We start from the raw sequence: 21,652 nt of genomic DNA, 5'->3' as shown, positions 1-21,652 counted from the left end.
AGGATATCGCGTGGCGGTAAACGTTGAACTAACAAGAGAACCCTTAACAAACGCCATGAGCGACGACAATTCACACAGTAGCGACACGACAACCAGTAAAAAGGGATTTTTCTCCCTCATTCTGAACCAGCTTTTCCACGGCGAACCCAAAAACCGTGATGAACTGCTGGAGCTGATTCGTGACTCCGGGCAGAACGACCTTATCGACGAAGATACGCGCGAAATGCTCGAAGGGGTTATGGACATCGCCGACCAGCGCGTTCGCGATATCATGATCCCCCGCTCGCAGATGATCACCCTGAAACGTAACCAGACCCTGGACGAGTGCCTCGATGTGATCATCGAATCCGCCCACTCGCGTTTCCCGGTCATCAGCGAAGATAAAGATCACATCGAAGGGATTTTAATGGCGAAAGATCTGCTGCCGTTTATGCGCAGCGATGCCGAAGCCTTCAGCATGGAAAAAGTGTTACGCCAGGCCGTGGTTGTGCCGGAAAGTAAACGTGTGGATCGGATGCTGAAAGAGTTTCGCTCTCAGCGTTACCACATGGCGATTGTTATTGATGAATTTGGTGGCGTCTCCGGTCTGGTCACGATCGAGGATATTCTTGAGCTGATCGTGGGCGAAATCGAAGACGAGTACGACGAAGAAGAGGATATCGACTTCCGTCAGCTCAGCCGCCACACCTGGACCGTGCGCGCGCTGGCCTCCATTGAGGACTTCAACGACGCCTTCGGGACCCACTTCAGCGATGAAGAGGTCGATACCATTGGCGGGCTGGTGATGCAGGCCTTTGGCCACCTCCCTGCGCGCGGTGAGACCGTTGACATCGACGGTTACCAGTTCAAAGTGGCAATGGCCGACAGCCGACGTATTATACAGGTTCATGTCAGAACGCCGGACGACTCACCGGTGCCAAAACTGGAAGATTAATGTAAATGGCATTTGCCCCATTGCTTGAACGCCAGCGCGTCCGTTTGCTGCTGGCGCTGTTACTCGGAGCCAGCGGTACGCTGGCTTTTTCTCCTTACGACATCTGGCCTGCGGCCATACTCTCCCTGATGGGGCTTCAGGGTCTGACCCTGCATCGTCGTCCGGTACAGGCTGCCGCTATTGGCTACTTCTGGGGACTGGGGCTGTTTGGCTCAGGTATTAACTGGGTCTACGTCAGCATCGCCCAGTTTGGCGGTATGCCGGGCCCGGTTAACGTCTTCCTGGTGGTACTGCTCGCCGCGTATCTCTCGCTCTATACCGGTCTGTTCGCCGGCATCCTTTCTCGCCTGTGGCCCAAAACCAGCTGGCTGCGCGTCGCCATTGCCGCACCGGTGGTCTGGCAAATCACGGAATTCCTGCGCGGCTGGGTGCTGACCGGCTTCCCGTGGCTGCAGTTCGGCTACAGTCAGATTGACGGCCCGCTTAAAGGCCTGGCGCCGGTAATGGGCGTTGAGGCCATCAACTTCCTGCTGATGGTGGTGAGCGGCCTGCTGGTCCTGACGCTGGTCACGCGCGGCTGGAAGCCGCTGGTTATGGCGCTGGTGCTGTTCGCCCTTCCCTTCCCGCTGCGCTATATCCAGTGGTTCACGCCTGAGCCCGCGCGCGCCATGCAGGTTTCCATGGTGCAGGGGAATATCCCGCAGTCCATGAAGTGGGACGAGAAAGAGCTGCTGAACACGCTGAAGATCTACGCCAACGCCACCGAAGAGGTGATGGGTAAATCGCAGCTGATTATCTGGCCGGAGTCTGCCATTCCCGATCTGGAAATCAATCAGCAGCCGTTCCTCAACATGATGAACGACCTGCTGCTCTCTCGTGGCAGCACGCTAATCACCGGGATTGTCGATGCGCGTCTGAATCAGCAGAACCGCTACGACACCTACAACACCATCATTACGCTCGGAAAAGACAGCGAATACAGCTACCACTCCAGTGACCGGTACAACAAGAACCATCTGGTGCCGTTCGGTGAATTTGTCCCGCTGGAGTCGATTCTGCGCCCGCTGGCCCCGTTCTTCGACCTGCCGATGTCCTCCTTCAGCCGCGGCCCGTACGTACAGCCTCAGCTGCACGCGCACGGCGCAGCCCTGACGGCGGCTATCTGCTACGAAATCATCCTCGGCGAGCAGGTGCGCGATAACTTCCGCCCTGATACAGACTATCTGCTGACCATCTCCAACGATGCCTGGTTTGGTAAGTCTATCGGCCCGTGGCAGCACTTCCAGATGGCACGTATGCGCTCTCTGGAGCTGGCGCGTCCGCTGCTGCGCAGCACCAACAACGGCATCACCGCTGTGATTGGTCCGCAGGGTGAAATCCAGGCGATGATCCCGCAGTTTACCCGAGAGGTGCTGACCACGAATGTCACGCCAACCACAGGCCTGACGCCATATGCGCGCACCGGCAACTGGCCGCTGTGGATCCTGACCGCGCTATTCGGCTTTGGCGCGGTGCTGATGAGCCTGCGCCAGCGTCGTAAATAACCTTCCCTTCTGTTGCCGGGTGGCGGCTACGCCTTACCCGGCAATCCCTCCCAAATCTTAAAACTGGCACGCCTATTGCTTTGTTTATTCAGGTAAACGCAGTTTGGCTTAACGTGCAACTTTGTCGCACCAGCGTAGATCACCGGCAGCACCGTAACGGTGCAACGGGAGATATTTGCCTCTGAATGGTGCGGCGCGCTTCGCAAAAATAAACAATAACGCAGCAAAATCTTTACATTAAGCCAGACTAAATGTTAACAAGCTTGCATAACACTGCACTCGCATTGCGCGAGATATAACAACATCACAATGGGTATCAATGCGTCACTGGCGCTGATAAAAAAGGAGTTGGGTATGCAATTACGTAAACTGGCCACAGCAATGCTGGTTATGGGAATGTCTGCAGGCGTGGTTCACGCTGAAGATGCGCCTGCAGCAGGCAGTACTCTCGACAAGATTGCCAAAAACGGCGTTATCGTGGTCGGCCACCGTGAATCTTCTGTCCCGTTCTCTTACTACGACAACACGCAAAAAGTCGTGGGCTATTCACAGGATTACTCCAACGCCATCGTTGAAGCCGTGAAGAAAAAGCTGAACAAACCTGACCTGCAGGTGAAGCTGATCCCAATCACTTCACAGAACCGTATTCCACTGCTGCAAAACGGCACCTTTGACTTCGAGTGTGGCTCCACCACTAACAACCTGGAGCGTCAGAAACAGGCTGCTTTCTCTGACACCATCTTTGTCGTGGGTACCCGCCTGCTGACGAAGAAAGGCGGTGAGATCAAAGACTTCGCTGACCTGAAAGGTAAAGCGGTCGTTGTTACCTCCGGTACCACGTCAGAAGTGCTGCTCCACAAGCTGAACGACGAGAAGAAAATGGACATGCGCATCATCAGCGCGAAAGACCATGGCGACTCCTTCCGTACCCTGGAAAGCGGCCGTGCCGTCGCGTTTATGATGGATGACGCCCTGCTGGCGGGCGAGCGTGCGAAAGCGAAAAAACCAGACAACTGGGATATCGTCGGTACCGCGCAGTCGAAAGAAGCCTACGGCTGTATGCTGCGTAAAGACGATCCGCAGTTTAAAAAGCTGATCGATGACACCATCGCTCAGGTGCAGACCTCCGGCGAAGCGGAAAAATGGTTCGACAAATGGTTCAAGAACCCGATTCCACCGAAAAACCTGAACATGAATTTTGAACTGTCTGACGACATGAAAGCGCTGTTCAAATCTCCAAATGACAAGGCTCTTAACTAATTAGAACAACAGGGGCGGGATCTCCTGCCCTCTCGATTGTCGGGAAGCATGGACAGACTATACGTTGAGTGGTCGTTCCCCACTCAGCGCGAAAAATGAGCTTCTCACCAATCTTCGAGGGTAGCGCTGCTACCCTTTTTTTTCTGGAGTTTATTATGTCAATCGACTGGAACTGGGGCATATTCCTGCAACAAGCCCCGTTCGGCAACACCACCTATCTTGGCTGGCTGTGGAGCGGCTTTCAGGTCACCGTGGCATTATCGATAACGGCGTGGATTATCGCGTTTCTTGTCGGTTCTTTGTTCGGTATTCTGCGCACCGTCCCTAACCGCTTTCTTTCAACACTTGGCACCCTGTATGTGGAACTGTTCCGTAACGTTCCGCTGATCGTGCAATTCTTTACCTGGTATCTGGTTATCCCGGAACTGCTGCCGGAAAATATTGGCATGTGGTTCAAGTCTGAACTGGATCCGAACGTGCAGTTCTTTGTCTCCTCCATGATGTGTCTGGGGCTGTTTACCGCTGCGCGCGTTTGCGAGCAGGTGCGTGCCGCCATTCAGTCATTGCCGCGCGGACAAAAAAATGCGGGCCTGGCGATGGGCCTGACGCTGCCCCAAACCTACCGCTACGTGCTGCTGCCAAACGCCTACCGCGTTATCGTTCCACCGATGACCTCAGAGATGATGAACCTGGTGAAAAACTCGGCCATCGCCTCGACTATCGGCCTGGTCGATATGGCCGCGCAGGCGGGCAAACTGCTGGATTACTCCGCTCACGCGTGGGAATCCTTCACCGCGATCACGCTCGCGTATGTTCTGATTAACGCTTTCATCATGCTGGTGATGAACCTGGTTGAACGCAAAATTCGCCTGCCGGGCAACATGGGGGGCAAATAATGTACGAATTTGACTGGAGTTCTGTCGTTCCATCCATGCCTTACCTGCTTGATGGACTGATGATTACCTTAAAAATCACCGTCATTGCCATCATCGTCGGTATCGTCTGGGGCACCCTGCTGGCCGTCATGCGCCTGTCGAGCTTTAAGCCGCTCGCATGGTTTGCGACCGCCTACGTTAACGTGTTCCGCTCCATCCCGCTGGTAATGGTGCTGCTGTGGTTTTACCTGATCGTGCCCGGCTTCCTGCAAAACGTGCTGGGGCTGTCGCCGAAAACCGATATCCGTCTGATCTCCGCCATGGTGGCGTTCTCAATGTTTGAGGCCGCTTACTACTCTGAGATTATCCGAGCGGGCATTCAGAGTATCTCCCGTGGGCAATCCAGCGCCGCGCTGGCCCTGGGGATGACGCACTGGCAGTCCATGCAGCTCATTATTCTGCCGCAGGCGTTTCGCGCCATGGTTCCGCTCCTGCTTACCCAGGGTATCGTGTTGTTCCAGGATACCTCGCTGGTCTACGTGCTGAGCCTGGCAGACTTCTTCCGTACCGCGTCAACCATCGGTGAGCGTGATGGTACGCAGGTTGAGATGGTGCTCTTTGCGGGTGCGGTCTATTTTGTGATTAGTTTAAGCGCGTCGCTGTTGGTCAGCTGGCTGAAGAAAAGGACGGTATAATGATTTCCCTGAAAAATGTTTCTAAATGGTATGGGCACTTTCAGGTGCTGACAGACTGCTCCACCGAGGTAAAAAAAGGTGACGTGGTAGTGGTGTGCGGGCCGTCCGGTTCCGGTAAATCGACGCTGATCAAAACCGTTAACGGACTGGAGCCGGTCCAGCAGGGTGAGATCGTCGTCAACGGCACCAAAGTCAACGACAAGAAAACCAATCTCGCCCAGCTTCGCTCTCACGTTGGCATGGTGTTCCAGCATTTTGAGCTGTTCCCACACCTCTCCATTATTGAGAACCTGACGCTGGCTCAGGTAAAAGTGCTAAAGCGTGATAAAAAAGCGTCGCGCGAGAAAGGCCTTAAGCTCCTGGAACGCGTTGGGCTCTCGGCGCATGCCGATAAGTTCCCGGCGCAGCTCTCCGGCGGCCAACAGCAGCGTGTGGCGATCGCCCGCGCGCTGTGCATGGATCCGGTGGCGATGCTGTTTGATGAGCCCACGTCGGCGCTCGATCCAGAGATGATCAACGAAGTGCTGGACGTAATGGTCGAGCTGGCGCACGAAGGGATGACCATGATGGTTGTGACCCACGAAATGGGCTTCGCCCGTAAGGTGGCCAACCGCGTGATCTTTATGGACGAAGGGAAAATTGTCGAAGATTCTCCGAAAGAGGAGTTCTTCGCCAACCCGAAATCTGAACGTGCGAAAGATTTCCTCGCCAAAATCCTGCATTAATCTTCCCGGTGCGCAATCTGCGGATTGCGCACTGCTTCACGCTTTAACTCTCTTTGTCTATTCGGCGTCACATTGCAGCGTTAACCTTGTCACAAAATAACGCTATGAATGGAGAACGCTATGGCACAACCTATCATTTTCGATTGCGATCCGGGTCATGATGACGCGATCGCGCTCGTTCTTGCACTTGCCTCCCCTGAACTCGACGTCAAAGCCGTCACCTCTTCCGCCGGAAACCAGACGCCGGATAAAACCCTGCGTAACGTTTTGCGCATGCTGACGCTGCTTGGGCGCACCGATATTCCCGTCGCCGGTGGCGCCCTCAAGCCCCTGATGCGTGAATTAATTATCGCGGATAACGTGCATGGTGAAAGCGGGCTGGACGGTCCGGTACTGCCGGAGCCGGGCTTTACGCCGCAAAACTGTACCGCCGTGGAGCTGATGGCGAAGGTGCTGCGCGAGAGCGCGGAGCCCGTCACGCTGGTGGCAACGGGACCGCAAACCAACGTCGCGCTGCTGCTGAACTGCCATCCTGAACTGCACGGTAAAATCGCCCGTATCGTCATCATGGGCGGAGCCATGGGGCTGGGAAACTGGACGCCGTCCGCAGAATTCAACATTTTTGTCGACCCGGAAGCGGCGGAGATTGTGTTCCAGTCAGGCTTGCCAGTTGTGATGGCAGGGCTGGACGTGACCCATCGCGCACAGATTATGGCAGACGACATTGAGCGCTTCCGTGCCGTGGGTAATCCAGTCGCGACAACCGTGGCTGAGCTGCTCGACTTCTTTATGGAGTATCACAAAGCCGAGAAGTGGGGCTTCCACGGCGCGCCGCTGCACGATCCGTGCACCATTGCCTGGCTGTTAAAACCGGAGATGTTTACTACGGTTCACAGATGGGTTGGCGTCGAAACGCAGGGGAAATACACCCAAGGCATGACGGTGGTGGACTACTACTCTCTGACGGGGAATAAACCGAATACCACGGTGATGGTGGATATTGACCGGGAGGCGTTTGTGGATTTGCTGGCGGAGAGGCTGGCTTACTATAGTGCGTAGTGCGGCCTGATGCCCTCACCCCGGCCCTCTCCCACAGGGAGAGGGCGCAAACCTGCGCTTTACTTAGGGCTCAAACGGCCGACGCTGGAACTGATCGTGGCCGCATTTCGGACACAGCGGCAGCACGTCCGGCGTATAGACCGCAATATGGTGGTGGCAATTCTCGCACACCAGATTTCCCAGCCCGACCACCTCACCGCTGTGGTACACACCGTGGTGGTTCAAATCCTGAAAGACCTCGCGCCATTCCAGCTGCGTTTTATCCGTGATGTCGGCCAGCTCTTGCCACAGGCTCTCTTTGATCACCCGCATGAAAACGCTGTCCGTGACCTCCTCCTGGCTCTCCTGGTAGCTGCGCGCGAACTCCTCCAGATCGCGACGCACGGCACGCGTCACCTCTTCCACTTCGGTTCGCGTTAACTCACCCGTTTGCGACACGCGGGCACGCGCCTGCTCCACCAGCGCATCGATATCGCGCTCGCCGTTACGCAGCCGTTCCGTCAGTGTCGCCACCAGTTCGCGGTAAAATTGAGCAACCTTGTTCATCATTTTGCCTCCCGGGTAAGTAACTATTTCTAATAATAGACCTTATTTCATCGCCGCTTTGTCAGGTGAAGCACAGACCCGGTAAATTCCTGCAAAGCGCATTTGTGCGAAAGGCTGTTTTGACGCGGGCGTTTGGGCTATGCTATGCGGATCTGAATTACCACATCCATTGGCTACATTTGTAGCTGTATTGAAAACAGGACCACTGGCTGCCATGCAAGAGCAATACCGCCCGGAAGAGATAGAATCAAAAGTCCAGCAACACTGGGACGAGAAGCGCACCTTTGAAGTAACCGAAGACGAGAGCAAAGAGAAGTATTACTGCCTGTCGATGCTTCCCTATCCTTCTGGTCGACTACACATGGGCCACGTGCGTAACTACACCATCGGCGATGTGATTGCGCGTTACCAGCGCATGCTCGGCAAAAACGTGCTCCAGCCTATCGGCTGGGATGCGTTCGGTCTTCCTGCGGAAGGCGCGGCGGTAAAAAATAATACGGCGCCGGCACCGTGGACGTACGACAACATCGCGTACATGAAAAACCAGCTCAAAATGCTGGGCTTTGGCTATGACTGGAGCCGCGAGCTGGCAACCTGTACGCCAGAATACTATCGCTGGGAGCAGAAGTTCTTCACCGAGCTGTACAAAAAAGGGCTGGTGTATAAGAAGACTTCTGCCGTTAACTGGTGTCCGAACGACCAAACCGTTCTCGCGAACGAACAGGTTATTGATGGCTGCTGCTGGCGCTGCGACACTAAAGTTGAGCGTAAAGAGATCCCACAGTGGTTTATCAAAATCACCGCTTACGCTGATGAGCTGCTGAACGATCTGGATAACCTGGACCACTGGCCAGATACCGTTAAAACCATGCAGCGCAACTGGATCGGCCGTTCTGAAGGCGTAGAAATTACCTTCAACGTTGAGAACTACGACCAGACCCTGACCGTCTACACCACCCGTCCGGACACCTTCATGGGCGCGACCTACCTGGCCGTGGCCGCAGGTCACCCGCTGGCGCAGAAAGCGGCAGAAAACAATCCGGAACTGGCCACCTTCATCGACGAGTGCCGCAACACCAAAGTGGCCGAAGCCGATATGGCAACGATGGAGAAAAAAGGCGTTGATACCGGCTTTAAAGCCATTCACCCGCTGACTGGCGAAGCGATCCCTGTCTGGGCCGCCAACTTCGTACTGATGGAATACGGCACAGGCGCCGTGATGGCCGTTCCGGGTCACGATCAGCGCGACTACGAATTTGCCACCAAATATGGCCTGACCATCAAGCCTGTTATCCTGGCGGCTGACGGTTCAGAACCAGACCTGTCTGAACAAGCGCTGACCGAAAAAGGTACCTTGTTCAACTCCGGCGAGTTCAGCGGTCTGAGCTTCGAAGAGGGCTTCAACGCCATCGCCGATAAGCTGGCCTCTCTGGGCGTGGGTGAGCGTAAGGTTAACTTCCGTCTGCGCGACTGGGGCGTATCCCGTCAGCGTTACTGGGGTGCACCAATCCCAATGGTGACGCTGGAAGATGGCACCGTGATGCCAACGCCGGAAGATCAGCTGCCGGTGATCCTGCCGGAAGACGTCGTCATGGACGGCATCACCAGCCCGATCAAAGCCGATCCTGAGTGGGCAAAAACCACCGTCAACGGTCAGCCTGCGCTGCGTGAAACCGACACCTTTGACACCTTTATGGAATCATCCTGGTACTATGCGCGCTACACCTGCCCGCAGTATCAGGAAGGCATGCTGGATTCCAAAGCGGCAAACTACTGGCTGCCGGTAGATATCTACATCGGCGGCATTGAACACGCCATCATGCACCTGCTCTACTTCCGCTTCTTCCACAAGCTGATGCGCGATGCGGGCATGGTGAACTCTGACGAACCGGCCAAACAGCTACTGTGCCAGGGCATGGTGTTGGCAGATGCATTCTATTACGTCGGCGCCAACGGCGAGCGTAACTGGGTTTCTCCGGTTGATGCCATTGTCGAGCGCGACGAGAAAGGCCGTATCGTGAAGGCGAAAGACGCCGAAGGTCATGAACTGGTTTATACCGGCATGAGCAAGATGTCCAAGTCGAAAAACAACGGTATCGACCCACAGGTGATGGTTGAGCGCTACGGTGCAGACACCGTTCGTCTGTTCATGATGTTTGCCTCTCCGGCTGATATGACTCTGGAGTGGCAGGAATCTGGCGTTGAAGGCGCTAACCGTTTCCTGAAACGCGTCTGGAAACTGGTTTACGAACATACTGCTCTGGGTGATGCCCCAGCGCTGAACGCCGCCGCACTGACTGAAGATCAGCAGGCGCTGCGTCGTGATGTTCATAAAACGATTGCAAAAGTAACCGATGATATTGGTCGTCGTCAGACCTTCAATACCGCAATTGCGGCTATTATGGAACTGATGAACAAGCTGGCGAAAGCCCCGCAGGACGGTGAGCAGGATCGCGCCTTAATGCGTGAAGCACTGCTGGCTGTTGTTCGCATGCTGAACCCGTTCACTCCACACGTTAGCTTCACCCTGTGGCAGGAGCTGAAAGGCGAAGGAGATATCGACAACGCGCCGTGGCCGCAGGCTGACGAAGCAGCGATGGTGGAAAACACGACGCTGGTAGTGGTTCAGGTGAACGGTAAAGTCCGCGGTAAAATTACCGTGGCGGTCGATGCAACCGAAGAACAGGTTCGCGAGCGCGCGGGTCAGGAACCTCTGGTCGCAAAATATCTTGAGGGCGTTACCGTACGTAAAGTGATCTACGTACCGGGTAAACTGCTCAATCTGGTCGTTGGCTAAGCGCGGGAGGAAACGTGCGACAACTGGCAACAATACTCTTATCACTGGCGGTGCTTGTCACCGCTGGCTGCGGATGGCACCTGCGCAATACCACGGCGGTGCCTGCTGAGATGAAAACGATGATTTTCGACTCATCAGATCCGAATGGCCCACTCAGCCGGGCAATTCGTAATCAGCTACGTCTGAACGGCGTTGAGCTTGTTGAAAAACAAACGCTGCGCCAGGATGTACCGTCTCTGCGTATTATAGGAGGAGGTCTGTCGAGAGATACCGCTTCTATCTTCCAGGATGGCCGTACAGCTGAATATCAGATGGTGCTGACGGTCAGCGCAGCGGTCCTGATCCCGGGTAAAGACATCTATCCGATCAGCACGAAAGTGTACCGTTCGTTCTTCGATAACCCGCAGACGGCGCTGGCAAAAGATGCCGAACAGCAGATTATCATCAACGAAATGTACGACAAGGCGGCGGAACAGCTAATCCGTAAACTGCCAAGTATTGCAGCGTCTACCAAACAAGGCTCTGACATTGTTGAAAAACCGGTTGCCGGCACGCTTCCTGCTGCTAACTCTCTGGGTAAATGATGATCAGGCTGTATCCTGAACAACTCCGCGCGCAGCTCAAAGAAGGGCTGCGCGCGGCGTATCTGCTTCTTGGAAACGATCCGTTATTACTTCAGGAAAGCCTTGATGCCGTGCGGCATGAGGCCGCTTCTCAGGGCTTCGATGAACACCACACCGTCCAGCTGGATAACAGCACCGACTGGAATGCCCTCTTCTCACTCTGTCAGGCGATGAGCCTTTTTGCGTCGCGCCAGACTATTCAGATCCTGCTGCCGGAGAACGGCCCTAACGCGGCCATCAATGAACAGCTGGCCACGCTAGTCAGCCTGCTTCACAGCGATCTGCTGCTGATTGTGCGCGGTAACAAGCTCACCAAAGCGCAGGAAAACGCGGCGTGGTTCACCCAACTCGCAGCCCACGCGGTGCAGGTCACCTGTCAGACGCCTGAACAGGCGCATCTGCCAAAATGGGTCGCAGCGAGAGCGAAGCAGAACAACCTTCAGCTGGATGATGCGGCGAACCAACTGCTCTGCTACTGCTATGAAGGCAATCTGCTTGCACTGGCACAGGCGCTGGACAGACTCTCCCTGCTCTGGCCGGATGGCAAGCTGACCTTGCCGCGCGTCGAGCAGGCCGTTAACGACGCGGCACACTTCACGCCGTTCCACTGGGTGGACGCGCTGCTGTCGGCGAAAAGCAAACGCGCCCTGCATATTCTGCAACAGCTGCGTCTCGAAGGGAGCGAACCCGTTATTCTGCTGCGTACGCTGCAGCGCGAATTACTGCTGCTGATTACGCTCAAGCGTCAGTCTGCCCATACGCCGCTGCGTTCGCTGTTTGATAAACACCGCGTGTGGCAAAATCGCCGGGCTTTGACCACAGAGGCCGTCAACCGCCTGAGTCATGAACAGCTTCGTCAGGCTGTACAGCTTCTGATGCGCGCAGAGCTCACGTTAAAACAAGATTACGGCCAGTCGGTGTGGGCGGAGCTGGAAAGCCTTTCTCTGCTGCTCTGCCACAAGGCGCTGGCAGACGTTTTTATTGATGGATAGCATGCATTCTTTACAGGCCTTATATGGCGGCACCTTCGACCCGGTACATTACGGGCATCTGAAGCCGGTTGAAATTCTGGCGAATCTGATCGGCCTTCAGCGCGTCACCATTATGCCCAACAATGTCCCGCCCCATCGTCCACAGCCCGAGGCGACCAGCGAGCAGCGAAAAGAGATGCTTGCCCTTGCCATAGCGGATAAACCCCTCTTCCGACTTGACGAGCGTGAGCTGCGTCGCGACACACCCTCCTGGACATCTCAGACGCTTCAGGAGTGGCGCGCCGAACAAGGGCCAGACCAGCCGCTGGCGTTTATCATCGGCCAGGATTCCCTGCTGAATTTCCCCACATGGCATCAGTATGAAACTATTCTGGACAACAGCCATTTGCTGGTCTGCCGCCGTCCGGGCTATCCGCTGACCATGCGCGAAGCGCAGTACCAGCAGTGGCTGGAAGACCATCTCACCGATAATGTTGAAGATCTTCACAATCAGCCTGCCGGGAAGATCTATCTGGCGGAAACGCCGTGGTTCGATATCTCTGCGACCCTCATTCGTGAGCGTTTACAGCAGGGTTTAGCCTGTGACGATCTGCTCCCCGCACCGGTGTTAGCCTATATCCATGCGCACGGTTTGTATCAGAAAAGCGCAGATGAATAGCCGGAGGGCATAAAAAGGGGCTTATTGTTTATCCTGCCTTGACAGGGTAAGCCATACTGTTATTCTCCGCTGCCAGACTTTCCCGCCGATAATTGCTTTACAGAAATTGTTTTACAAAAATGGCGATGCAATCTCAGGCGGAGGGTGGGATGATACCCGCCTTCTGAAGCCCGACCGGAGACATTTGTCCCGACACAGGCGTGAGTTCAGGTATACTGTCTGGCTACGAATTCAAAGTTTTACAATCTCATTCACCCCAGGGGGAAAACTTGCAGGGTAAAGCACTCCAGGATTTTGTTATTGACAAAATTGATGACCTGAAAGGTCAGGACATCATCGCTATCGACGTTAAGGGTAAATCCAGTATTACCGACTGCATGATCATCTGCACCGGTACATCGACGCGTCATGTTGTTTCAATTGCCGATCACGTGGTTCAGGAATCGCGTGCAGCAGGGCTGTTGCCGCTGGGCGTTGAAGGTGAAGCGACGGCTGACTGGGTGGTGGTCGACCTCGGCGATGTGATTGTCCACGTCATGCAGGACGAGAGCCGTCGCCTGTATGAGCTGGAAAAGCTCTGGGGTTAATGCGTGAAGTTGCAGCTGGTCGCCGTCGGCACCAAAATGCCGGACTGGGTACAAACCGGTTTTACTGAATATCTGCGTCGTTTTCCAAAAGACATGCCGTTCGAGCTGGTGGAAATTCCCGCCGGTAAGCGCGGCAAGAACGCTGATATCAAACGTATTCTCGATAAAGAGGGCGAACTGATGCTGGCTGCCGCAGGCAAGAACCGCATCGTCACCCTCGATATTCCAGGTAAGCCCTGGGATACGCCGCAGCTGGCGCATGAACTGGAGCGCTGGAAGCAGGATGGCCGTGACGTCAGTCTGTTGATTGGCGGGCCAGAAGGGTTATCCCCTGCCTGCAAAGCGGCGGCTGAACAAAGTTGGTCCCTCTCCGCGCTGACGCTTCCCCACCCGCTCGTTCGGGTACTGGTGGCTGAAAGCCTGTATCGCGCGTGGAGCATTACTACCAACCACCCCTATCACCGCGAGTAATGACTGACCAGGGTAGATTAAGCAGCGGATGAAACTACAGAATTCTTTTCGCGACTATACGGCTGAGTCCGCGCTGTTTGTGCGCCGGGCGCTGGTCGCCTTTACCGGGATTTTGCTGCTTACCGGCGTGCTGATCGCCAACCTTTATAATCTGCAAATTGTCCGCTTTACCGACTACCAGACGCGTTCAAACGAAAACCGTATTAAGCTGGTGCCTATCGCACCCAGCCGCGGCATTATTTACGATCGTAACGGCACCCCGCTGGCGCTAAACCGCACCATCTATCAAATCGAGATGATGCCGGAAAAAGTCGATAACGTTCAGGATACGCTGGAAGCGCTAAAGAGCGTTGTCGACCTTAACGATGACGATATCGCCGCCTTCAAAAAAGAGCGCGCCCGCTCCCACCGTTTTACCTCCATTCCGGTTAAAACCAATCTGACGGAAGTTCAGGTGGCCCGCTTTGCGGTGAACCAGTACCGTTTCCCCGGCGTGGAAGTGAAGGGCTATAAGCGTCGCTACTATCCCTACGGCTCCGCCCTAACGCATGTAATTGGCTACGTCTCCAAAATTAACGACAAAGACGTTGACCGTCTTGATAAAGACGGCAAGCTGGCCAACTACGCCGCAACGCACGATATCGGTAAGCTGGGGATCGAACGTTACTACGAAGACGTTCTGCACGGGCAAACCGGCTATGAAGAGGTTGAGGTTAACAACCGTGGCCGCGTGATCCGCCAGCTGAAAGAAGTGCCGCCTCAGGCGGGGCATGACGTCTATCTGACGCTCGACCTCAAGCTTCAGCAGTATATTGAAACCCTGCTGGCGGGCAGTCGTGCAGCCGTTGTGGTCACCGATCCTCGTACCGGCGGCATCCTGGCGATGGTCTCCATGCCTAGCTATGACCCGAACCTCTTCGTTGACGGCATATCCAGTAAAGACTATTCCGGTCTGCTGAACGATCCGAACACGCCGCTGGTGAACCGTGCAACGCAAGGGGTTTACCCGCCAGCATCAACGGTTAAACCGTACGTCGCGGTTTCTGCGCTGAGTGCCGGCGTCATCAACCGTAATACCAGCCTGTTTGACCCGGGCTGGTGGCAGCTACCTGGCTCAGATAAGCGCTATCGTGACTGGAAAAAATGGGGCCACGGTCATCTGAACGTCACCAAATCGCTGGAGGAGTCTGCGGATACCTTCTTCTATCAGGTGGCGTATGACATGGGGATCGACCGCCTGTCAGAATGGATGAGCAAATTCGGCTACGGACACTATACCGGCGTTGACCTTGCAGAAGAACGCTCCGGCAACATGCCGACGCGCGAATGGAAGCTGAAGCGCTTTAAAAAACCGTGGTATCAGGGCGACACCATTCCGGTGGGTATCGGTCAGGGCTACTGGACGGCAACGCCGCTTCAGATGAACAAAGCCATGATGATCCTCATCAATGACGGCGTGGTGAAAGTGCCGCATCTGCTTCAGAGTACGGTTGAAGACGGCAAAAAAGTGCCGTGGAACCAGCCGCATGAAGCCCCGGTGGGTGACATACATTCAGGCTTCTGGGAAATTGCGAAAGACGGTATGTACGGCGTGGCAAACCGCCCGAACGGTACCGCACACAAGTATTTCGCCGGGACGCCGTACAAAGTGGCGGCGAAGTCCGGTACTGCGCAGGTGTTTGGTCTTAAGGCCAATGAAACCTATAACGCGCACCGCATTGCTGAACGTCTGCGTGACCATAAGCTGATGACGGCATTTGCTCCTTATGACAACCCGCAGGTCGCGGTGGCGATGATTCTCGAGAACGGCGGTGCCGGGCCTGCAGTAGGGACCATCATGCGCCAGATCCTTGACCACATTATGCTGGGTGATAACAACACCGAACTGCCGGCTGAAAACCCGGCCGCCGCTGCGGCGGAGGACCAATAATCATGACGGATAATCCAAATAAAAAATCGCTGTGGGACAAAATCCACATCGACCCAGCCATGCTGCTGATCCTGCTGGCTCTGCTGGTTTACAGCGCGCTGGTTATCTGGAGCGCCAGCGGCCAGGACATCGGGATGATGGAGCGCAAAATCGGCCAGATCGCCATGGGTCTAATTATCATGGTGGTGATGGCGCAGATCCCGCCGCGCGTCTACGAAGGCTGGGCGCCCTATCTCTACATCTTCTGTATTATTCTGCTGGTTGCGGTCGATGCGTTTGGCGCCATTTCAAAAGGGGCGCAGCGCTGGCTGGATCTGGGCGTTGTCCGCTTCCAGCCCTCTGAAATTGCCAAAATCGCCGTTCCACTGATGGTGGCACGCTTTATCAACCGCGACGTCTGTCCGCCGTCTCTGAAGAATACCGCTATCGCGCTGGTGCTGATTTTCCTGCCAACGCTGCTGGTTGCGGCACAGCCTGACCTGGGAACCTCAATCCTTATTGCCCTCTCCGGCCTGTTTGTCCTGTTCCTGTCGGGACTGAGCTGGCGCCTGATTGGTATCGCGGTGGTGCTGATTGCGGCTTTCATTCCTATCCTGTGGTTCTTCCTGATGCATGACTACCAGCGCCAGCGCGTTATGATGCTGCTCGATCCGGAAACCGATCCGCTGGGCGCGGGCTATCATATTATTCAGTCAAAGATTGCGATTGGCTCCGGCGGGCTGCGCGGTAAAGGCTGGCTGCACGGCACGCAGTCTCAGCTGGAATTTTTACCGGAACGCCACACCGACTTTATCTTTGCCGTACTGGCGGAAGAACTGGGACTGGTTGGCATCTTAATATTGCTGGCGCTTTATGTACTGCTGATCATGCGTGGATTGTGGATTGCAGCACGCGCGCAAACCACCTTTGGTCGCGTCATGGCTGGCGGGTTGATGCTGATTTTATTCGTTTATGTCTTCGTAAATATTGGTATGGTGAGTGGTATTCTGCCGGTGGTAGGCGTACCGCTGCCGCTGGTGAGTTACGGAGGCTCGGCACTGATCGTGTTGATGGCCGGGTTTGGTATCGTAATGTCGATCCATACCCACAGAAAAATGTTGTCAAAAAGCGTATAAAAATAAGGGGATCGGAATGCGTAAGCAGTGGCTGGGGATCTGCATTGCGGCAAGTTTACTTGCGGCCTGCACAAGTGATGATGGTCAGCAACAGGCAACCGTCGCGCCGCCGCAGCCTGCGGTGTGTAATGGCCCGATCGTTGAAATCAGCGGTGCCGATCCCGTTTATGAACCGCTCAATGCCAGTGCCAATCAGGATTACGAGCGCGACGGCAAAAGCTATAAAATTGTTCAGGACCCTTCCCGTTTCAGTCAGGCGGGCTTTGCCGCCATTTATGATGCCGAGCCAGGCAGTAACCTGACGGCATCCGGGGAAGCGTTCGACCCAATGCAGCTGACGGCAGCACATCCGACGCTGCCTATCCCGAGCTACGCCCGTATCACCAACCTGGCGAACGGCCGTATGATCGTCGTGCGCATCAACGACCGCGGCCCGTACGGGAATGACCGGGTGATTTCCCTGTCGCGCGCGTCTGCCGATCGCCTGAACACCTCGAACAACACCAAGGTCCGTATTGACCCGATTATCGTCGCGCAGGATGGTTCGCTCTCCGGGCCGGGAACCGCGTGTACGACGGTCGCAAAACAGACCTATGCCCTTCCTGACCGCCCAAATCTTGACGGCGGAATGGGAAGCGTCTCGTCTCCGGCAGAGCCTGCTCAGCCGGGGGGAGAAATACGCCCGATCAGTAATGATACGCTGCAAAGCGAGGATTCTACCGGCGCGCCGGTAAAGAGTAGCGGTTTTCTTGGCGCCCCAACGACCTTAGCCTCGGGCGTGCTGGAAGGCAGTGAGCCTACTCCAGCCCCTGCTCCCGTTGCCGCGCCAGCAACCCAGCCGGCTCCCGTAACGGCGCCCGCGGCCACGCAAAGTGCGGCGGTGGCGGCTCCAACAGCAGCCAGCGGCAGCTATGTGGTTCAGGTCGGTGCAGTGAGCGATCAGGCCCGGGCCAAACAGTATCAGCAGCGTCTGAGCCAGCAGTTTGGCGTACCTGGACGCGTTGAGCAGAACGGTGCGGTCTGGCGCATTCAGATGGGGCCGTTTGCCAGCAAATCGCAGGCCGCATCCTTGCAGCAGCGTCTGCAGAATGAAGCTCAGCTTCAGTCATTTATCGCTGTTGCAAAATAATTAACCGGCGGTATCCGAATTGTCAGTTTGTGTAAAACGCATTCACAAACTCATGCTTAAAGTCGGATGCCTGCCTGAATAGCATTTGCTATAGTAAGGCACTTTTTTTAATTCCATCACGGATGTCGTAGTTCTGACCATGAAGACCACTTTTTCTGCTCGTTTTGTGCAGCGCATGGCGCTGACCACGGCCCTTTGCGCGGCTGCGCTCTCTGCAGCTCACGCCGATGACCTGAATATCAAGACCATGATCCCTGGCGTTCCGCAAATCGACGCGGAATCCTACATCCTGATCGATTACAACTCTGGCAAAGTGCTGGCAGAACAGAATGCCGATGCCCGCCGTGACCCGGCCAGCCTGACCAAAATGATGACCAGCTACGTTATCGGCCAGGCGATGAAGGCGGGTAAATTCAAAGAATCGGATCTGGTCACCATCGGTAACGATGCGTGGGCAACCGGGAACCCTGTTTTCAAAGGTTCCTCTCTGATGTTCCTGAAGCCGGGTATGCAGGTTCCTGTTTCCCAGCTGATTCGCGGTATCAACCTGCAGTCGGGTAACGACGCCTGTGTGGCAATGGCCGATTTCGCCGCCGGTAGCCAGGACGCCTTCGTGGGCCTGATGAACAGCTACGTGAACGCGCTGGGTCTGAAAAATAGCCATTTCCAGACCGTACACGGCCTGGATGCAGAAGGCCAGTACAGCTCCGCACGTGACATGGCGCTGATTGGTCAGGCGCTGATCCGCGATGTCCCCAATGAATACTCTATCTATAAAGAGAAAGAGTTCACCTTCAACGGTATTCGTCAAACCAACCGTAACGGTCTGCTGTGGGATAACAGCCTGAACGTTGACGGCATCAAAACTGGCCACACCGACAAAGCGGGTTACAACCTGGTGGCCTCTGCCACTGAAGGTCAGATGCGTCTGATCTCTGCCGTGATGGGCGGCCGCACCTTTAAAGGCCGTGAAACAGAAAGCAAGAAGCTGCTGACCTGGGGCTTCCGTTTCTTCGAAACCGTGAACCCACTGAAAGCAGGCAAAGAGTTTGCATCTGAACCCGTCTGGTTTGGCGACAATGACCGTGCTTCACTCGGTGTTGATAAAGATCTCTATCTGACCATTCCGCGTGGTCGTATGAAGGATCTGAAAGCCAGCTACGTACTGAACAGCACCGAGCTGCACGCCCCGCTGCAGAAAAACCAGGTTGTGGGCACGATCAACTTCCAGCTGGATGGCAAAACGATCGATCAGCGTCCGCTGGTGGTCCTGCAAGAAATTCCTGAAGGCAATTTCTTCGGAAAAATCATTGATTACATTAAATTGATGTTCCACCACTGGTTTGGTTAAAAATTGAACACTTGAAAGTGTGATTTTGATCCCCATATACTAAGTATCCTGATAACTCCCACCTGACGTGGGAGTTATTATTTTTTGACGTTACGCCGGAGCTGACATGAAAACCAAACTTAACGAACTGCTTGAATTCCCTACCTCATTTACCTACAAAGTAATGGGTCTGGCGAAACCTGAGCTGGTTGATCAGGTGGTTGAAGTGGTACAGCGCCATGCGCCCGGTGACTACTCTCCGTCAGTAAAACCAAGCAGCAAGGGCAACTACCACTCGGTTTCTATTACCATCACTGCGACACATATTGAGCAGGTTGAAACGCTTTACGAAGAACTCGGCAATATCGAAATTGTTCGTATGGTGCTGTAGCCCCTTCGCGGTTACCCGGTTTGCCGGGTAACCCCTCTCCCCGCTGTGATATAATCCCGCACACCTTTTGTCCCTCGTCTTCGGAGACGCAGTTTTGTATCAGGATAAAATTCTGGTCCGTCACCTCGGGCTGCAACCTTATGAGCCTGTCTCCCAGGCTATGCATGACTTCACCGATTCACGCGATGACAGCACCCCGGATGAGATCTGGCTTGTCGAACACCTGCCGGTATTTACTCAGGGTCAGGCGGGTAAAGCAGAACATTTGTTAATGACGGGAGATATCCCGGTTATTCAGAGCGATCGCGGCGGTCAGGTCACTTACCATGGACCCGGGCAGCAGGTGATGTACGTCCTGCTCAACCTGAAGCGCAGAAAGCTGGGCGTCCGCGAACTGGTTACCTTACTGGAACAAACTGTCGTCAACACGCTGGCGGAATATGATATTGATGCGCATCCGCGAGCCGATGCGCCTGGGGTGTACGTTGGGGAAATGAAGATCTGCTCTCTGGGGCTGCGTATTCGTAAAGGCTGCTCGTTCCACGGCCTGGCATTGAACATTAATATGGATCTCGCCCCTTTCCAGCGCATAAACCCCTGCGGCTACGCCGGCATGGAAATGACGCAAGTGCGTCAGTGGGTTGAAACCGCTACGCCAGACAGTATTCGTCCCGTGCTTTTGAAGAATGTTTTAGCACTACTTAACTATCCCCCACACGAATATATCGCTGCTTAATATATCATACAACATGGCTCGCTAATTTGGCGGGCCACCGTTTATTTACCGTTTTTGCGCTTTACAATAATCCACAGATTCTATATTTTCGAAGCGCCCGAATATTACCGCTACATATTATTTAGCCTCCAGCAAGTACGGCAAACACGGCATAAGTAACGTGAGCAATTATCACACAAGTGTTTGCTTTTGATAAACAAGTGAAACAAAACCAACACTTTACGAATCTCTACAAGCATAATAAATAAATTCAACTATCATTCATATTGTGAATGTATACGGAGTGAAAGCGTGGAGTATAATAATTTACCAGCCAAACGACTGAATGAACCTGGTGGCGAAGACAAGCCGCAAATTTTTCGGACTTTACGTAATATTGATCTCAATTTATTGACTATTTTTGAGGCAGTATATGTCCATAAGGGTATCGTTAACGCTGCGAAAATTCTTAATCTCACGCCTTCAGCAATAAGCCAGTCAATCCAAAAGCTGCGCGCTATATTTCCTGACCCGTTATTTATCCGTAAGGGCCAGGGGGTAACGCCGACGGCTTACGCCACGCATCTGCATGAGTACATCAGCCAGGGTCTGGAGTCGATTCTGGGCGCACTGGATTTAACCGGGAGCTATGATAAGCAAAGAACCATCACCATCGGCTGTTCCCCTTCTGTGGGTGTACTGGTCATGCCTGCGATCTTTCAGGCCGTGAAAGAGCATGCTCCGCAACTCCTGCTTCGCAATGTGCCTCTCAATGAACCTGACATTCAACTTGCCCAGTTCCAGACGGACCTGATTATAGAAAGCGGCAGCTTCAGTGCCAGAGCTCTGGGTCAAAATGTGCTCTATGCAGATAATCTGGTGCTGGTTTGCCGCCAGCAGCATCCTGCTCTTAGCGAGCCGTTGACCATCGAAAACCTTCGCAACTACGACCATTCGTCTTTCATGACCGAAGGGCAGTCTAACCATACACTTCGTCAGCGCATTGATGAAATTTTCCCTGAACGACAGATCAGCTTCAGCAGCTACAATATGTTTACCACCGCATCCCTGATCGGTAGCAGCGACATGCTGTGCGTTATGCCATCACGCCTGTACGGTCTGCTACGAAAATGCTGGCCGCTGGAAAGCATTCCGCTCAGCCAGCTTAATGCGGAATCTATCGAGATTTCACTGCATTATAACAAGCTGAGTTTGCGCGATCCGGTCCTGGAAAACATCATCCGCATTATCCGTCAGGCCTTCTGACAGGTTTACC

General features: G+C 54.6%; 21 protein-coding genes. 20 read left to right on the top strand and 1 reads right to left on the bottom strand.

Features of this window, described 5'->3' with window-relative positions:
• Positions 1-55 precede the first annotated feature (55 nt).
• The 7 genes from corC to rihA all read left to right on the top strand — a co-directional run bounded on the left by corC (position 56) and on the right by rihA (position 7,092).
• Positions 56-934 carry a CNNM family magnesium/cobalt transport protein CorC gene (gene corC, locus KGP22_RS06040; protein WP_021242574.1) on the top strand — a complete coding sequence of 293 codons (879 nt, stop codon included), beginning with the start codon at positions 56-58 and terminating at the stop codon, positions 932-934.
• A gap of 5 nt (positions 935-939) precedes the next feature.
• A complete protein-coding gene (lnt, locus tag KGP22_RS06035; protein ID WP_111964389.1) occupies positions 940-2,478 on the top strand; it encodes an apolipoprotein N-acyltransferase in 1,539 nt (512 codons plus the stop codon).
• Between the two features lie 354 nt (positions 2,479-2,832).
• Positions 2,833-3,738, top strand: coding sequence for an amino acid ABC transporter substrate-binding protein (locus KGP22_RS06030; RefSeq protein ID WP_008501049.1), 906 nt, complete (start codon positions 2,833-2,835; stop codon positions 3,736-3,738).
• A 155-nt stretch (positions 3,739-3,893) separates the two neighbouring features.
• On the top strand, positions 3,894-4,634 hold the full coding sequence (gene gltJ / locus KGP22_RS06025; protein WP_008501048.1) for a glutamate/aspartate ABC transporter permease GltJ: 741 nt from the start codon (positions 3,894-3,896) through the stop codon (positions 4,632-4,634).
• The gene (gene gltK, locus KGP22_RS06020) at positions 4,634-5,308 is read left to right on the top strand and encodes a glutamate/aspartate ABC transporter permease GltK (RefSeq protein ID WP_111964391.1); all 675 of its coding nucleotides are present in this window, start codon (positions 4,634-4,636) and stop codon (positions 5,306-5,308) included. Before gltJ ends, gltK begins: the two co-directional genes overlap by 1 nt.
• Positions 5,308-6,033 (top strand): amino acid ABC transporter ATP-binding protein, encoded by a 726-nt coding sequence (locus KGP22_RS06015; RefSeq protein ID WP_014883001.1) that lies wholly within the window; start codon positions 5,308-5,310, stop codon positions 6,031-6,033. Before gltK ends, KGP22_RS06015 begins: the two co-directional genes overlap by 1 nt.
• Before the next feature lie 120 nt (positions 6,034-6,153).
• Complete coding sequence (gene rihA, locus KGP22_RS06010) at positions 6,154-7,092, top strand: pyrimidine-specific ribonucleoside hydrolase RihA (RefSeq protein WP_223581588.1); 939 nt, start codon at positions 6,154-6,156, stop codon at positions 7,090-7,092.
• Positions 7,093-7,155: 63 nt separating this feature from the next.
• Here rihA and KGP22_RS06005 read toward each other — a convergent pair whose 3' ends face one another.
• The gene (locus KGP22_RS06005) at positions 7,156-7,638 is read right to left on the bottom strand and encodes a zinc ribbon-containing protein (RefSeq protein ID WP_111964474.1); all 483 of its coding nucleotides are present in this window, start codon (positions 7,636-7,638) and stop codon (positions 7,156-7,158) included.
• Between the two features lie 214 nt (positions 7,639-7,852).
• Between KGP22_RS06005 and leuS the strand changes: the two genes are divergently transcribed.
• From leuS to KGP22_RS05940, 13 genes are all read left to right on the top strand, one after another.
• Complete coding sequence (gene leuS, locus KGP22_RS06000; RefSeq protein WP_146749031.1) at positions 7,853-10,435, top strand: leucine--tRNA ligase; 2,583 nt, start codon at positions 7,853-7,855, stop codon at positions 10,433-10,435.
• 14 nt (positions 10,436-10,449) lie between these two features.
• On the top strand, positions 10,450-11,019 hold the full coding sequence (lptE, locus tag KGP22_RS05995; protein WP_111964394.1) for an LPS assembly lipoprotein LptE: 570 nt from the start codon (positions 10,450-10,452) through the stop codon (positions 11,017-11,019).
• A complete protein-coding gene (gene holA, locus KGP22_RS05990) occupies positions 11,019-12,050 on the top strand; it encodes a DNA polymerase III subunit delta (protein ID WP_223582399.1) in 1,032 nt (343 codons plus the stop codon). The genes lptE and holA overlap by 1 nt, the downstream gene beginning before the upstream one ends.
• On the top strand, positions 12,043-12,708 hold the full coding sequence (gene nadD / locus KGP22_RS05985) for a nicotinate-nucleotide adenylyltransferase (RefSeq protein WP_136195347.1): 666 nt from the start codon (positions 12,043-12,045) through the stop codon (positions 12,706-12,708). Before holA ends, nadD begins: the two co-directional genes overlap by 8 nt.
• 269 nt (positions 12,709-12,977) lie before the next feature.
• Positions 12,978-13,295: a ribosome silencing factor gene (gene rsfS, locus KGP22_RS05980; protein ID WP_023334893.1), complete on the top strand. Its 318-nt coding sequence runs from the start codon at positions 12,978-12,980 to the stop codon at positions 13,293-13,295.
• Between the two features lie 3 nt (positions 13,296-13,298).
• The gene (rlmH, locus tag KGP22_RS05975) at positions 13,299-13,766 is read left to right on the top strand and encodes a 23S rRNA (pseudouridine(1915)-N(3))-methyltransferase RlmH (RefSeq protein WP_003858701.1); all 468 of its coding nucleotides are present in this window, start codon (positions 13,299-13,301) and stop codon (positions 13,764-13,766) included.
• Between the two features lie 28 nt (positions 13,767-13,794).
• A complete protein-coding gene (gene mrdA, locus KGP22_RS05970; RefSeq protein WP_008501038.1) occupies positions 13,795-15,696 on the top strand; it encodes a peptidoglycan DD-transpeptidase MrdA in 1,902 nt (633 codons plus the stop codon).
• A 2-nt stretch (positions 15,697-15,698) separates the two neighbouring features.
• Positions 15,699-16,811, top strand: coding sequence for a peptidoglycan glycosyltransferase MrdB (gene mrdB / locus KGP22_RS05965; protein ID WP_023310746.1), 1,113 nt, complete (start codon positions 15,699-15,701; stop codon positions 16,809-16,811).
• A gap of 16 nt (positions 16,812-16,827) precedes the next feature.
• On the top strand, positions 16,828-17,940 hold the full coding sequence (gene rlpA, locus KGP22_RS05960; RefSeq protein ID WP_111964397.1) for an endolytic peptidoglycan transglycosylase RlpA: 1,113 nt from the start codon (positions 16,828-16,830) through the stop codon (positions 17,938-17,940).
• Positions 17,941-18,079: 139 nt separating this feature from the next.
• Complete coding sequence (gene dacA, locus KGP22_RS05955) at positions 18,080-19,291, top strand: D-alanyl-D-alanine carboxypeptidase DacA (protein ID WP_136195346.1); 1,212 nt, start codon at positions 18,080-18,082, stop codon at positions 19,289-19,291.
• 106 nt (positions 19,292-19,397) lie between these two features.
• Positions 19,398-19,661: a DUF493 family protein YbeD gene (gene ybeD / locus KGP22_RS05950; RefSeq protein ID WP_006177135.1), complete on the top strand. Its 264-nt coding sequence runs from the start codon at positions 19,398-19,400 to the stop codon at positions 19,659-19,661.
• 94 nt (positions 19,662-19,755) lie between these two features.
• Positions 19,756-20,397, top strand: a complete 642-nt coding sequence (lipB, locus tag KGP22_RS05945; protein WP_223581585.1) for a lipoyl(octanoyl) transferase LipB — start codon at positions 19,756-19,758, stop codon at positions 20,395-20,397.
• Positions 20,398-20,688: 291 nt separating this feature from the next.
• Complete coding sequence (locus KGP22_RS05940) at positions 20,689-21,642, top strand: YbeF family transcriptional regulator (protein WP_223581583.1); 954 nt, start codon at positions 20,689-20,691, stop codon at positions 21,640-21,642.
• Positions 21,643-21,652: the final 10 nt, after the last annotated feature.

The organism is Enterobacter sp. JBIWA005 (genome assembly GCF_019968805.1).
GTDB lineage: Bacteria > Pseudomonadota > Gammaproteobacteria > Enterobacterales > Enterobacteriaceae > Enterobacter > Enterobacter vonholyi.
Note: the sequence above shows the minus strand (reverse complement) of the source record. Positions and strands in the feature narration are given on the sequence as shown.

What these genes read in the sequence shown, in the direction of transcription:
- lnt (WP_111964389.1), top strand. Translation starts at nt 940, where the DNA reads ATGGCATTTGCCCCATTGCTTGAACGCCAGCGCGTCCGTTTGCTGCTG.
- rihA (WP_223581588.1), top strand. Translation starts at nt 6,154, where the DNA reads ATGGCACAACCTATCATTTTCGATTGCGATCCGGGTCATGATGACGCG.
- KGP22_RS06015 (WP_014883001.1), top strand. Translation starts at nt 5,308, where the DNA reads ATGATTTCCCTGAAAAATGTTTCTAAATGGTATGGGCACTTTCAGGTG.
- ybeD (WP_006177135.1), top strand. Translation starts at nt 19,398, where the DNA reads ATGAAAACCAAACTTAACGAACTGCTTGAATTCCCTACCTCATTTACC.
- corC (WP_021242574.1), top strand. Translation starts at nt 56, where the DNA reads ATGAGCGACGACAATTCACACAGTAGCGACACGACAACCAGTAAAAAG.
- rlpA (WP_111964397.1), top strand. Translation starts at nt 16,828, where the DNA reads ATGCGTAAGCAGTGGCTGGGGATCTGCATTGCGGCAAGTTTACTTGCG.
- dacA (WP_136195346.1), top strand. Translation starts at nt 18,080, where the DNA reads ATGAAGACCACTTTTTCTGCTCGTTTTGTGCAGCGCATGGCGCTGACC.
- leuS (WP_146749031.1), top strand. Translation starts at nt 7,853, where the DNA reads ATGCAAGAGCAATACCGCCCGGAAGAGATAGAATCAAAAGTCCAGCAA.
- KGP22_RS06030 (WP_008501049.1), top strand. Translation starts at nt 2,833, where the DNA reads ATGCAATTACGTAAACTGGCCACAGCAATGCTGGTTATGGGAATGTCT.
- mrdB (WP_023310746.1), top strand. Translation starts at nt 15,699, where the DNA reads ATGACGGATAATCCAAATAAAAAATCGCTGTGGGACAAAATCCACATC.
- gltJ (WP_008501048.1), top strand. Translation starts at nt 3,894, where the DNA reads ATGTCAATCGACTGGAACTGGGGCATATTCCTGCAACAAGCCCCGTTC.
- KGP22_RS06005 (WP_111964474.1), bottom strand. Translation starts at nt 7,638, where the DNA reads ATGAACAAGGTTGCTCAATTTTACCGCGAACTGGTGGCGACACTGACG.
- gltK (WP_111964391.1), top strand. Translation starts at nt 4,634, where the DNA reads ATGTACGAATTTGACTGGAGTTCTGTCGTTCCATCCATGCCTTACCTG.
- mrdA (WP_008501038.1), top strand. Translation starts at nt 13,795, where the DNA reads ATGAAACTACAGAATTCTTTTCGCGACTATACGGCTGAGTCCGCGCTG.
- holA (WP_223582399.1), top strand. Translation starts at nt 11,019, where the DNA reads ATGATCAGGCTGTATCCTGAACAACTCCGCGCGCAGCTCAAAGAAGGG.
- nadD (WP_136195347.1), top strand. Translation starts at nt 12,043, where the DNA reads ATGGATAGCATGCATTCTTTACAGGCCTTATATGGCGGCACCTTCGAC.